Genomic DNA, 13,748 nt, shown 5'->3' with positions numbered 1-13,748 from the left:
GGAAAATTCTAACAGAATCGTAAATTTCAATGACGCGGAAAATTCTAGCGGCGGCGCAGATGCCGCGCGCGACCTGCAATCGGCGCAGACGCAAGAGCAAAAACGCGCGTCGATGATCGAAATTTACGGCGAGGACGCGGCGGAGTTCATCGCGTTTTTTTTCGGCGCGCTGATTGCGGGCTTTGCGCCGGTGCTGCTGCGAGAGCCCAAATTTAGCGGCGAATTTCATCTAGGCGGCGACGTGAAAATTCCAAATCTCGCCGCAGCGCAAAATTTAGACAAATTCAGCCCTAATGATTTAGAAAACATTTCGCCGCACGATACGGGAAAATCCGCGCTTAAAATTTCATCTAAAAACGCGCCGCAAAATCACGCGCCGTGCGAGCAAGAGGCTGTCTCTTTGCATCTACTGCGCGCGGAACAAAAATTTTATATCAAAACTTCAGGCTCCACGGGCGAGGCGAAAAACATCGAAAAAAGCCTGCGCGATATGGTTTTGGAAGCGGAATTTTTAGTAGAAAGATTCGGTCTTCGCGCAAGTGATCGATTTTTATCGGGCGTCTCGCACCAAAATATGTTCGGGCTTACCTTTAGCATCTTCGTGCCGCTGCTTTGCGGCTCGCGCACGCAAAAAGGCGGCCTAAACTACCCTGAAATCATCCTCGCAGCCGATCTTGCGGGCGCCGTGCTAATCAGCTCGCCCACGGTGCTCGGCGCGCTGTGCGAGTACGCAGACGCCGCAAATATAGCGCCTTTGGGCACCATTTTTAGCGCGGGTGCGCCGCTAAGTCCTGCGATCCGAGATGGGTTGCGCGCGCTTAGCAATGCCCGCATCATCGATATTTACGGCTCCAGCGAAACTGGCGTGATCGCTTGCAACGAGGGCGCGGGACTTAAGAAATTTGCTCCCGTAAGCGTGCAGGTCCGCACGGATATTGATAGCGGCGCGGCAAAACGCGAGAACAAGCCTTTCGATCCTACCGATCTTACGGCAAGCTCTTGCGGCGAAAATTCTGCGGCAGAGCCTAAAACGCGCTGTGCGGGCGAGCAAAATGCGGACGGGCAAGACACAAGCCGTTCGGGCGAGCAGGCGTCTAAATTTAATGCAGACGTTAGCGATAAAACAGCGACCGATACAGAAAACAGCCCCACACCGAGCTCTGCGACGAAACACGATGATAAATTTACGCAGGCAGAGGGGCTTTGCGATAAATTTGGGGCAAAGCAGCCCGCCGACAAATTTTCGCAAACGGGCGAGTTTACGATCAGCTCGCCTTGGTGCGAGCGCTTCGAAAGCCGCGATTTCGGCTATGTGCGCGCAGACGAGATCACCCTTTTGGGGCGCGGCGATCGCACCGTCAAAATCAACGAAAACCGCGTGAGCCTCGATCTGCTCGAAGCCAAACTCCGCTCGCACGAATTTATCGGCGAGTGTAGGATCGATCTGCACCCACAGCGCGACCGCGCCGTAGCTCTTATCAAGCTCAGCGAGCGCGGCGAGCAGGCGTTTCGCGCAGGCGGTAAAAAGGGCGTTACGGACGAACTGAAGGCCTTTTTGAAGCCCGAATTCGGCGCGATTTTGCGCTACTTCAAAATCGCAAGCAAGCTGCCTTTTAATGAGCAGGGCAAGCTAAGCAAAAAGGACTTTTTAAGCGCTCTGCAGCGCTACGAGGTGCCCGTTTTCGAGCAAAGCGCGGAGAATGAGTTTCGCGCGAAGGTGCGCGCTAGCGATTTTTATTTCGACGGACACTTTGCGCGATTTCCGCTAGTGCCCGCGTTTATGCAGCTTCGCTTCGTATTGATCTGCGCAAAGGCCCTCGGCTACGAGCTGGACGGCACGCAAAAGATAGAAAATTTAAAATTTAAAAATTTCATCCGCCCGGGCGATGAAATTTTAATCAAAATCACCGAAGCAAGCGGCAAACTCCGCTTTGAAATTTCAAACGACAAGGTCTGCGCCAGTGGAAGAATTTGCCTTTAAGCCCGCGTTTTTACTGCCCTACTTCAACCACCCCGCGCGCATCGCCGAGCTCGTGCATGCACTGGCGCCCATCGCGCCCGTGCTGATCGTGGACGACGGCAGCGACGAGGCGAGCAAAAGCGCGCTAAAGGGGCTTGCGGCTCAAATTTACGCCCGCGCGCAAAACGGCGGCAAAGGCGCTGCCGTGTGCGACGGGCTGGTGTGGGCGAAGGAGCTTGGATTTACGCACGCCTTTCAGATAGACGCCGATTTTCAGCACGACGTAGGCAGATGCGAGGAGTTTTTGGCGCTTGCGGCGCGACAGCCCGCCGCGCTGATCTGCGCTGCGCCCGCGTATGACGAAAGTGCGCCCAAATCCCGCCTGCACGGACGCAAGATAATGAATTTTTGGTGCGTGATAAATACCCTCTCGCACCGCATAAAAGACGCGATGTGCGGCTTCAGAATCTACCCGCTAGAGGGGATCGTGCCGCTTCTGCCCCACACCAAAAGCCGCAGGATGGGCTTTGATGCCGAAATTTTAATTCTGGCTGCGCGGGCTGGGTTAGAGATAAAATGGCTCGATCTGGCGGTGCGCTACGAAGCGGGCGGAGTGAGCCACTTCGCGTCGTTTCGGGATAATTTCGGAATTTCGCTGATGCACGCTAGGCTATTTTGCGGACTTCCGCTTTGGCTTGCAAAAAGGGCGCTAAAGCGCGCCTGCGATAAATTTAAAAAGCGCGACTTGCAGGATGCTTCGCAGCAGAGTGCAGACGAAATTTTGCAAGGGATAGCGGGGCAAAACCTTTGCAGCGACGCGCGGCGCGATAGTTGCAAAGGTGCGAAAAAAGAGATGGACGGCGACGCAAACAAAAAAGCTGGTACCGAAAAATGCGGCGATAAAGTCGCAGCGCAAAGCCCGCAGGCGGAAAATTCAGCGCAAAGTTCGCTCGTAAAAGCCTCGTCGCAACATGCCGCCGCAAAAAGGACGGGCGCGATGGCTAAACATTGGAGCGAAAACAACGAAAAGGCGGGCGCGGCGCTTTTAAATTTAGCCCGCTTCGTCACGCTTCACACGCCCGATTTTTGTATGCGAGCTACCGCGCTTTTTATCTCGGCGATCTATTTTGCGCTGCTTAAAAACGAGCGACGCGCGATCAAGGAATTTTTGCGTCGCGCGCTTGATCGCGAGCCCAAGACCCGCGAAATTTATGCGAATTTTTATAAATTTTCCCTCACTCTATGCGAAAAAATCGCAGTTTGGAACGGCAAGATCGCGCTAGATCAAATTCGCGTGCAAGACGGTATGAGGGAACTTTTAAGCGACGGAACGGGCAAAATTTTAATCACTTCGCACTTTGGCAACACCGAGATCGCGCGCGCCCTTTCGGCAAGCACGGCGGGGATAAAAATTAACGTGCTGATCTTTCGCAAACACAGCGAAAATTTTATGAAATTTATCGAAAAGATGGGCGGCGGCGTGAAAATTCTTTACGTCGGCGAGCTAGGCATCGGCGAGATGCTGCAAATCAAAGAACTGCTGCAAAACGGCGAGCACATCGCGATAATGGGCGATCGCATGCCGGTGGGCTCGGATAAATTTCAAAGCGAGGATTTTTTAGGACGCAGCGCGAACTTCCCGATCGGCGGGTATCTGCTCGCCAAAATTTTGGACGCGCCGCTATTTAGCCTATGGTGCTACGAGGGGCGCAGCGGCCACGAGCTGCGGCTACAACCGCTGCCTGCGCCGCTAAAGAGCCGCGACAAGGCGCGATCGGTCGCGGCGCCGCTTAAAAGCTACGTGCGGCAGCTGGAGCTTTATGCCAAAGAATTTCCTTCTCAGTGGTATAATTTCTTTGATTTTTGGGCGCAAGGGAAAGACGCAAGCGATGCGGAGCGCGACGGCGCGCAAAATTTCGGCGAGACGGGTTCAAACGCTGCGTCAAATTTAAATGGCGCAGCGGATTTAAACGACACGGCAAGTTCGAATGCCGCGCCGAATTTGAAAAGTACGGCGGACTCGGATACTGCGCTAAATTTAGATAATTCAAATTTAGCCGCCGCAAAATCCGCCTCGCAGGACGAAAAATTTCATAGCGGAGAGAGGAATGAGAGAGTATAAATTTCGCGCTAGATTTTACGACGCCGATCCGATGGGCGTGATGTGGCACGGCAACTACGTAAAGCTCTGCGAGGACGCTAGATGCGAGTTTTGGCGCGACGCGGGCTACACATATATGCAGATGAGAGATGATGGATTTATATATCCCATTATCAAAATGGAGTTTAAATTTATCGCTCCGATACTTTTTGACGACGAGGTTGCGGTAAGCATCGAGCTGCTCGAGTGCGACACAATAATAAAATTCTCCTACCGCATCAAAAGCCTATCCGGCGCGCTATTAGCCAAAGCTACTACGTCGCAAGCCGCGGTGGAGCTTGATTCCAAAAGGACGCTGTATGAGATACCGCCGCAGCTAAGGGCGTGCGCGGATAAAATTTTAGCAAAGAAAAATCCCGCGAGTAAAATTTCAATGGTAGATAAAATTTCAGCAGCAGATAAATCCGCGTCCAAGCAAGAGCGCTCTCAAAATGCCGCGGCAAATGAAATTTTGCCTAGCGATAACGAGCAGTGAAATTTAGCGAGCATAAAATTTAAAGGACTACGATGAAAATTTTAGCTTTATTTTTGGCGATTTTGGGGCTTGCGGGCGCGCTTGAAGTAAGCGATCTGGCGCTTAAGACCGACAATATCGGCGGCAAATTTAGCGAAACGCTCAGCATCGAGGGCTTTGCCGAGCCCGTGCGAAGCAGCGGCGAGTTTAGGATCAAGGGTGGCGAGCTGTTTTGGACGACGCTAGAGCCCGTGCGAAGCGAGCTAAAAATCGGCGCGGACGGCGTTTTTGAGCGCAGCGGCGAGGCGTGGGTCAAAAGCGCCGATTCGCTTTTTGATAAGGACACCTTTTTGGCGATCTCGCGCCTGGACGTAGCGCGGCTTAGCAAAAATTTCTCGATCGCGCTAAGCGGCAGCAAAGATGCGTGGCGCGCCGAGCTAAGCCCCAAAGGGATGCTGCAAAATATCTTTAAAAATATCGTGATCGAGGGCGGCGCCTACGTCAGGGTGCTGCGGATTAGCAGCGCTAACGGCGACGTGAGCGAAAACGTATTTTCTGGCGTCGTGAGCTTAGATGAGTAAGAGCGCGATCCTAACGGCATTCGGCGCGGCATTCATCGCGCTTTGCGCCTATATAGCGTTAAATTTAAACCGCATAAATTCCGATTTTTACGAGCTAAGCGGTATTGAAATTTCGGGCGAGCAGAAACAGAGCGTCGAGGATTTCAACCGCGAGATTGCGAGGCAAATCATCGTCGCAAGCGCGGAGAGGGCGAGCTTTGACGCGTTCATTGCAGATATGCAAAAAAGCGGGCTTTTTGAGAGCATAATCTATGAAGTAAAGGACGCGAGCGTGTATCAGAGCGAGCTTGCGCGCTTTGCGCCCGCGATGCTCGATGATGCTAGCGTGGAGCTTTTAAAAAGCGATCCTCAGGCCTTTTTTGAGCGTAGCGCGCGTGAGCTTTATTCAAAATTTCGTCCGCTTAGCCTCTCTCAGGACTTTTTCTCGCTCAGCCTTCACTCGCGCCTCGGCACTCGCGGCGCTATTAAGCTCGATCCTGCGCAAAACCGCTTCATCGCGATCATTGACGGCACGCCGCACTACCTCGCTACGGCAAGGCTCGCTCCAAAAGCAAACGACGACGCGCTTAGCGCGCTTGTGCGCGAGGCGCAAAAAAGCGAAATTTTAATCTCCGGCACCGCCCTTTTTAGCGCATTGGGCAAAAGCGCGGGCGTACGCGAAAGCTCCGTCGCGGGCGCCGTATCGCTTAACCTGTGCGCGGCGCTGCTGCTGGCGGCATTTTCGCGCGCACGGATCTTCTGCCTGCTGCTGCCCGCACTTTTCGGGCTTGCCTGCGGCGTAGCGGCTACGATGGCGATCCGCGGCTCGATCCACATCCTAAGCGCCGTGGTTTCGACGAGCCTAATCGGGCTGATGCTGGATTACGCGGTGCACTGGCTCGGCGCAAACATCTCGCGCCGCATCGAAGCTCGCTCGATAAAAAGCATGCGAAACATCCTGCTTCTAGGGTTTTTCATCACGGCCGGAGGCTACTTCGTATTTTTATTCAGCCCGTTTTTTCTGCTCAAAGAGATCGCGATCTTTGCCATAGCCGCACTTGCGGGGGCGTTTTGCTTTAGCTACTTCGCCCTGCCACTACTACTTGCCGGGGCGGAATTTCGCCCCGCTCCGCTCTTTGCAAAAGCTCTTGAGCTCTACGCAAAGGCGCTTTGTAAGATAAGCTTAAGCTTTAAAGCGCTCGTCATCATTTGCGCGGCGCTGCTTGCGTTTTTGTATTTTAAAATGGAGCTTAAGGACGACGTCAGCGAATACGCGAGCTTGGATAAAAACCTTATCGCGATGAGCGCCAAGCTCGCAAGCATCGGAGGCTCCAGCTTCGATCTGATTGTGGGTAATGATGCAGGCGCGATAGCCAAAGAGGCCGTGGCGCGCGGGTTTGCAGACTCATATACGGGCGCGCCGATTTTGGATCCAGCTACGCAGAGCTTTATCAAGCAAGCCTTTGCAAACTACGATAGAAGCGCATTTTTGCGTCTTGGACTCAGCCGCGAGCTCGTGGATGCAAACTTTGCCAAGATCGCGGATGCACCCATTTTAAGCTACGAGCAAGCTAGAAGCTCCGTTCTTTTTGCCGCGATGCCGAGCATCGATCCGCATATAGCTTTTTTGCGCGGCGTGCGCGATAAAACGGCCATTAGCGAGCTTGCCGCGCAGATGGGCACGCTGCATCTAAATATGCGAAGCGCCATAAGCGAGGCGTTTTCGCAGATCAAAATCAACGCCTTGTATCTGAAATGCGCCGCATACGCCCTTGCGCTCGCGCTGCTGTGGGCGTTTTTCGGCGCGCGGACGGCGTGGCTGATCGTCATCTGCGTTTTTGCGACAAATTTAGCCGTGCTCGCCCTGCTTAGCGCATTCGGCGTGAGCGTAAATATTTTTGCGATCTTTGCGCTGATCCTCTCTGGCGCCGTGGGGATTGACTATATGATCTTTGCAAACAACGATAAGATGGCGCTTAGCGATAAAATTTTCGGCATCACGCTTGCGTCTTTAACCAGCATAATCTCTTTTTTTACGCTCGCTTTCAGCTCCACCAAGGCCGTGGCACTGTTTGGGCTTTGCGTCAGCCTAAATATCGCGCTAGCGGCGATCTTGGCGCAAGTTTTAGCGGCGAGCAAGAAAAGCTAATCAAGCGAAAGTCAAAGAGCCGAAAGCACCGGATAGGCGCTCTTTGTCCCGCTTGCAGATAAAATTTTATAAAAAGAGCGTACCGTAAATTTACGCAGCCGCGGCAAATGAAAATTTTAATCCAACCTGCTGCGAGATAAAATTTAGTCTGCATGTGCAAGATAAAATTTAACCGATTAGAGCGCAAGATAAAATTTGAGATGAAATTTCGACCAAGCAGGTTGTGAGCTTAAATTTAAAGAGCAAGATTGCAAGATGAAATTTTAAAAGCCTTTTGGTCGCAGCGCCTCGCGGCGCGTTATTAAATTTAAACCCGCGCCCTACTCGCCGCTTTTGCCCGCTTTTATCATCTTTATAAATTCCTTTGCGAGCTTGGAGGGTTTTTTATACACGACCGAAAACGACACGTCCAAAAGCGGCTCATCCGCGACGTCAAAGAGCGTGATGTAGTCCTTCTGCGTCTCAAAAATGTACCGCGCGAAGCTAAAGCTCACGCAAAGCCCCGCCGCGACCATCGCGTTAGCCACGTACAGATAGGAGGTGTCACAGAAAATTTGAGGCGTAAAGCCGGCGTTTTCAAAGATCTTTTTAAAGTTCGATTCGCTTTTTAAAATTTTACTGCTGATTGCAAATTTATCGGATTTAAACTCGCTAAGCGCGATCTTGGGGTATCTATCGGTAGAATTTATACTCGCTCGCGAAACGGCGGGATGGGAGGAGCAGACGCTTAGAAGCAGCCTGCGCTTTTTTATAAACTCGCACTCAAGCCCCTCCGCAGAAAGCTCGCCGAAATGCGCGGCATAGACGATGTCAAGCTCGCCGCTTTTTAGCATCTCGATGAGTGCGGGCTCGGAGTGAGCGTGCACGACCCTGATGTCGGCTTTGGAAAATCTGCTATAAAACATCGCGATGATCTTTTCGATAAATTTAAAGCTGGTCGAGGTCGCGCCGATTACGAGCTTGCCCGTCTTGATAGACGAAAGCCCGCGTATTTCGTTATTTAGCTCCTTATTGAGCCTAAGCATATTTTTCGCTCTGGCGATGTAAATTTCGCCCGCATAGGTAAGCTCAAGCCCGTTTTTTCTATCAAAAATTTCGATCCCTAGCTCCTTTTCTAAAAGCATAATGCTCTTTGAAAGCGACGGCTGCGCGATTCCAAGCTCGCTCGCCGCCTTTGTAAAGCTTTTAAGCTCCGAAATTTTTACCGCGAATTCCATATGTCGCAGGCTCATTTTTTGCCCCTTCGGTTGAAATTTTATAGCCTTTAGCTATTAAATTATATACCAAATAACATTTGACTTACATAAAGATTTAATATAAAATTACGACATTAATCTTTAAGATTAAAAAATCTCTAAGTAAAGGGGCAAATATGCAGAGACGCGACATACTGAAAATGGGTATGGTAGGAGCCGGTGCACTCGCACTTAGCGCGGTGAATGCGCAAGCAAGTGCTGTGGACGCAAAGGACGTCAAATTTGACGAGGAGTGGGATGTAATCATCATCGGTAGCGGCTTTGCGGGGCTTGCGGCGGGCTTAAAAGCAGCCGAGAAAGGCAACAAAGTCTTGATTCTCGAAAAGATGGGCCGTATCGGCGGAAACTCTGTCATCAACGGCGGCGGTATGAGCGTACCGATGAACCCCGTGCAGGAAAAAACGGGCATCAAAGACAGCAAAGAGCTATTTATGAACGACTGCCTAAAAGCAGGACTTGGCATCAACCACCCCGAGCTTTTAAGCACCCTAGCCGATCGCGGTTTAGACGCGTTTAAATTCCTCGTAGATAACGGCGTGCAATTTAAGATGGATCACTGCGCGCACTTCGGCGGACACAGCGTCGCGCGCTCGATGCTAACTACGAATGATAGCGGCTCTGGCTACATCCAGCCGATGCTTGAAAAATTTGAAGCGCTAAAAGATAAGGGCTGCGAGCTTCGCCGCCGCGCAAAATTTGACGATTTCGTAATGGACGGAGATCGCGTAGCGGGCGTCGTGATCCGCGAGGAGTATAAATTTGATCCAAATCTCTACAGCGACGATCTTGAAAACACGAGCGGCACTAAAAAGACGCTCAAAGCCAAAAAAGGCGTAGTGCTCGCAGCGGGCGGATTTTGCCGCGATAAAATTTTCCGCAAGCTTCAAGATCCGCGCATTCCTGATGACGTTGATAGCACAAATCACGCGGGAGCTACCGCGGGCGTGCTGCTAAAAGCCTTTGAGATCGGCGCGTATCCGGTGCAAGTAGACTGGATCCAGTTCGGTCCGTGGGCGAGCCCCGATGAGAAGGGCTTCGGTACCGCTCCGATCCTAACTCAGCAAGGCACCTTTAAATACGGCATCGCCGTGGACGTTCGCACAGGAAAACGCTTTATGAACGAGCTTGCAGATCGCAAGACTCGCGCAGATGCGGAGTTTAAAATTTTACGCGAGGATCCAAAAGCCTATCCGATAACCTTCGCCGATACCAAAATGGCGTTTAAAGACCTAAGCGAAGAGGTTATTTCTAAAGGCATGGCAGGCGGTAAGGTAGTGGGCGAATGCGCGAGCCTAGATGAGATCGCTAGCAAATACGGCGTGCCTGCGGATGCCTTAAAAGAGAGCGTCAAAAAATACAACGAAGGCGTTAAAGCCAAAAAAGACGAGTTTGGCAAGCAAGAAAGCGCGCTTAGCGAGATCAACGAAGCGGGACCTTTCTACGTCATCCGCCTCTCGCCGAAGCCTCACCACACGATGGGCGGCCTAAAGATCAACACCAAAGCCGAGGTCTTATCATCTAAAACCAATAAACCGATCCCAGGCCTTTGGGCTGCGGGCGAGATCACCGGCGGTACTCACGGCGCTAGCCGCTTAGGTACCGTAGCGATCACAGACTGCATAGTTTTCGGAATGATCGCTGGCGAGCAGATCGCCTAATTTAGTCGGAGCGTAGGCTCTCTTAAGCCTTACAGGCTAGCTTTCGCGGGCCCGCAAGGCAGTTTTATAAAAGGTTGCAAATGAAGAATTTCAGTTTTACGGCATTGTTTTTGTGCTGTATCATCGCGACTTTGTTCGGCGCGCCGTCCGCTAACGACGCCAACGCCACGACAATAGTCGTTTCAGATGAGCTTAGAGCAAAGTACAAACTAAAGCCGTACCACGAGCATTTGGCGTTTGACTGCGTCGATTGCCACGTAAATCAAGGAAGCGATCCGTCTAAATTTAAAAGCATCGGCGACAAAGGCTGTATCAGCTGCCACGGCGACAAAAAACAGCTCGCTTTGAGGCTTAAATTTATGGATACACTTAAGGCTAATCCGCACAACTCCGTCCACGACGGTCCTACGCTATACTGCGACGAGTGCCACAACGAGCACAAGGCATCTACGAATATGTGTACCGAATGCCACGAGCACGAAGTGCCGCAATGGATGGGGGTGACACCATGAGAATTTCTAAAAAATTACTAGCGCTTATCATCTTAATAAGCGGCATTATAGGGTTTTTCGTCGTCGTGCCGGTGCATTACGCGCTTGAAAAAACTAGCACCGATAAATTCTGCGACGTATGCCACGAGATGGATCCGATGGTGATCGCCTATCAAGACGACGTCCACTCGGGCAAGGGCAAAACGGGCGTCAAAGCCAAATGCGTCGATTGTCACCTGCCGCACGACAATATTGTAAAATACGTCTATCAAAAGGCGAAAAACGGCGTGTTGGAGGGCTACTCGCACTTCTTTGACGAGCCTGAGAAATACGACTGGAATAAAAGGCGCGAAAACCGCGAGCACTATGTGTTTGACAACGGCTGCACGAGCTGCCACGCCACCGTGATCGACAGCAAAATCACCTCCGAGCAGGCGCAGCGCATGCACGCGCACTACAAAAAGCTCCTAGGCACCGAGCGCGAGCTCAAATGCGCGAGCTGCCACGTAAGCGCAGGGCACGGCATTGGGCTTCGCAACTACCTAGAGTACTGGCGACCGACGTATAAAATTTACGAAAAGAAGATGATGGAGGAAAAGATCAAGGCTAAGAAGGGATTTTTCGGTGACGAGTATAAACCGAGTGCCGAAGAGCAGGCCTTTATGGACGCTTCTAACGCGAAGAAATAACGCTTTGAGATTGTAAGCGTTTCGATTCGCGCTTCAATTCATGCTCCGCCGCGGGTTAAATTTAAAGCTCAAATTTGGGCTTCGATTTAATCCGCGGCGAGTTAAATTTAACGGGTCAAATTTTATCTCGCTTTTATTCCGCTTGATCCGATAGCTAAAATTTTATCCTTTTTCATCTCTTTTACGCTTTACGGGCAAGCTTTAAAATTTATCCAAATTTAAAATTTCATCGAAAGAAGCCGTGCAAAAATCATCGCTTTTTTTGATATCTTAGCGCCGTATACTAGGGCGTAGTCAACGCCTGCTATATTAAGGACCTAAAGACAACATCAGTTTGCCGATGTCAGATATACAGTGCGCTTATTCTACGAAATGTTGCTGAAATTTTACTAGATTACATAGCTGCGTTAAATTTAATAGTAAGGCTTTATAATTTTAAAATTTAGCGGATCGGATCGGCAAATTTAAAATTCCGTCTCCCTGAAATTTTGCCGAATCTATCATTTAAATTTATCGTCTAAATTTCGTCCTTATTTCATTAAATTTGAAAAGTCTGTGTAAATTTGGATGAAGCAATTTAGCAAGCGCGAGCTTGCTTGATGATACGGATGAGAAAGAGCGGAAAATACTCCACTCTTTAAAGCTTTAGTTGCCGCTTAGATCAAATTTATACGCAGCTTGCAACCATATCTCGTTCTCGTCAAACTTCCTATTTACGCCGCTAGCGTAGTGGTCGCTTCTCTCAAGCGCAGTGTAGGTTACGCCCAAGCTTAGCCCCTTAACGGCCTTAGGAGCGTAGTTTGCCGTTACCGCCCAGCCCTCTACGTCCATGCTGGTGCCGACCTTTTGGCCCGCAGCCCCGCTAGCATTGATATTATTCGTGCCGCCTACTCTGTCTTGATCGCCTTTTACGTAGTGTAGCGCGGTTTTGAAGCCGTCCAAGCCGATGGCACCGAAGTTGTAATCAAGCACGATCTTGTGCGTATCCATACCCGCATATCCTGTGAAGATGAACGGACCTCTGATAGGCAGAGCGGTGTATGATCCAGGGCCGTTGCCGACACCCAAAATAACGGCATCATCATCGCTAACGGTCGTATAGGCATACGATAGGCCGAATCCGAAAAACTCGCTAACCGATACTCTTGCGCCGAACATATCGCCGTCAAGCCTTCTTGGCTCCAGCCCTCCGTCCACGCGCGAGCCTTTGTAATTAAGATCAAATCCCAGCTTTAAAATCTCGCCTACGGGCACTTTTACATTTGCCTCGGCAAGATATAAGCTAACGTCGCCGTCCTTTAACGCGTTAGCGGGTTTTACGTCCGTTACCGCTGCGTAAGCGCCGGTTAAAGTAGTATAAGGCAAGGATTTATTTTGAACGTATGCGGAGAAGATATTTTCAAATTTTACGGCGACTGGACCGGTCATATTACCCAGAATCACCCTATCTTTAAACAAAGGAGCCTTTCCTTCGCCAGCCGGAGCGCCCATGGCGGTTTTGCTCCTGCCTTGGAATTTATAAAACCATCCGCCCCACAAGGTAGTATCGGGGATATCTTTATTAGATATCGCCACGCCCTCGAAAGCTTCTTTAAACGCCCTCGTATAGTTGCCAGCAACGAGCGGAGTAACGACATATTGTCTACCCGCCTTTATATCGGTATTTCCTATGCCGTATCCTAGGTATAATTCCGATAATACCGCACCTTTAGTATACCACTCCTTATCGTAGGCGATCTTATTGCTTGAGCCTACGTGATACGGCATCAACCAGCCCTGTCCGGTAAGCCCTATTCTAAAGCCGTAAAGAGGATCGGTAACGTATCCGAGCTCAAGACCCACGCCGAATGCCTCGTAGTCGTTATCGCCCGTAGCAGCTTCGCCTCTATTATCTACGGTTTTACTGGCGTAAGTTGTCTTTACCGTTCCGCCAAGCTTACCATTAGTGATCGCTTCGGCTACGCTATCCGCCGCGCTTAGCGAGGACACTGCACATGCGCAAAACGCCGCAGCTAAACTTAGTTTGATGAGTTTCATTCGAAATCTCCTTTCATAAAGATTTACAAATATTTATAAAATGAATTATATCAAACAATCTCGCTGTTTGCGATAAAAAAGGGGGAAATTTAAAATAGAATTACGCAACTTTGTAAAGATTAAATTAATGAATAGTGAAATTTATCGCCCGATTTATGATTTCATGATTTGACGGATATTTCCGGCTCGCGCTCCAACCTCGGCTCGCGGATAAAAGCGATCAAAATTTTAAAATTTCAAAAACGCCAAAACCGAGCCGCCGGATAGAATTTTACCGAAATCAAAGGGAGAAATTTCGCCGCTTTTAAATTTTAAAATTTTAAAAGCTCGTAA

General features: G+C 50.4%; 10 protein-coding genes. 8 read left to right on the top strand and 2 right to left on the bottom strand.

Features of this window, described 5'->3' with window-relative positions; all coding sequences use genetic code 11:
- From Q0620_RS03405 to Q0620_RS03385, 5 genes are all read left to right on the top strand, one after another.
- Positions 1–1,981, top strand: a 1,981-nt coding sequence (locus Q0620_RS03405) for an AMP-binding protein (RefSeq protein WP_298783215.1), incomplete at its 5' end; no start/stop codon positions are given.
- The gene (locus tag Q0620_RS03400) at positions 1,962–4,082 is read left to right on the top strand and encodes a glycosyltransferase family 2 protein (protein ID WP_298783214.1); all 2,121 of its coding nucleotides are present in this window, start codon (positions 1,962–1,964) and stop codon (positions 4,080–4,082) included. The genes Q0620_RS03405 and Q0620_RS03400, both read left to right, overlap by 20 nt.
- A complete protein-coding gene (locus Q0620_RS03395; protein ID WP_298783213.1) occupies positions 4,069–4,596 on the top strand; it encodes a thioesterase family protein in 528 nt (175 codons plus the stop codon). The genes Q0620_RS03400 and Q0620_RS03395 overlap by 14 nt, the downstream gene beginning before the upstream one ends.
- A 32-nt stretch (positions 4,597–4,628) precedes the next feature.
- On the top strand, positions 4,629–5,156 hold the full coding sequence (locus tag Q0620_RS03390; RefSeq protein ID WP_297987281.1) for an outer membrane lipoprotein carrier protein LolA: 528 nt from the start codon (positions 4,629–4,631) through the stop codon (positions 5,154–5,156).
- Positions 5,149–7,284: a hypothetical protein gene (locus tag Q0620_RS03385; RefSeq protein WP_298783212.1), complete on the top strand. Its 2,136-nt coding sequence runs from the start codon at positions 5,149–5,151 to the stop codon at positions 7,282–7,284. The genes Q0620_RS03390 and Q0620_RS03385 overlap by 8 nt, the downstream gene beginning before the upstream one ends.
- A 320-nt stretch (positions 7,285–7,604) precedes the next feature.
- Here the strand turns inward: Q0620_RS03385 and Q0620_RS03380 are convergent, their stop codons facing one another.
- Positions 7,605–8,516, bottom strand: coding sequence for a LysR family transcriptional regulator (locus tag Q0620_RS03380; protein WP_298783210.1), 912 nt, complete (start codon positions 8,514–8,516; stop codon positions 7,605–7,607).
- Between the two features lie 140 nt (positions 8,517–8,656).
- On the opposite strand from Q0620_RS03380, the gene Q0620_RS03375 reads away from it, so the two are divergent.
- The 3 genes from Q0620_RS03375 (at position 8,657) to Q0620_RS03365 (ending at position 11,378) form a co-directional block, all read left to right on the top strand.
- On the top strand, positions 8,657–10,198 hold the full coding sequence (locus tag Q0620_RS03375; protein ID WP_298783209.1) for a flavocytochrome c: 1,542 nt from the start codon (positions 8,657–8,659) through the stop codon (positions 10,196–10,198).
- A gap of 80 nt (positions 10,199–10,278) precedes the next feature.
- Positions 10,279–10,710: a cytochrome c3 family protein gene (locus Q0620_RS03370; RefSeq protein WP_298783208.1), complete on the top strand. Its 432-nt coding sequence runs from the start codon at positions 10,279–10,281 to the stop codon at positions 10,708–10,710.
- Complete coding sequence (locus Q0620_RS03365; protein WP_298783216.1) at positions 10,707–11,378, top strand: NapC/NirT family cytochrome c; 672 nt, start codon at positions 10,707–10,709, stop codon at positions 11,376–11,378. The genes Q0620_RS03370 and Q0620_RS03365 overlap by 4 nt, the downstream gene beginning before the upstream one ends.
- Positions 11,379–12,023: 645 nt before the next feature.
- Here the strand turns inward: Q0620_RS03365 and Q0620_RS03360 are convergent.
- Positions 12,024–13,415, bottom strand: coding sequence for an OprD family outer membrane porin (locus tag Q0620_RS03360; protein WP_298783207.1), 1,392 nt, complete (start codon positions 13,413–13,415; stop codon positions 12,024–12,026).
- Positions 13,416–13,748: the final 333 nt, after the last annotated feature.

It is taken from the genome of uncultured Campylobacter sp. (genome assembly GCF_938017615.1).
Taxonomy (GTDB): domain Bacteria; phylum Campylobacterota; class Campylobacteria; order Campylobacterales; family Campylobacteraceae; genus Campylobacter_B.
This window is presented reverse-complemented; position numbering and strand designations above follow the sequence as displayed.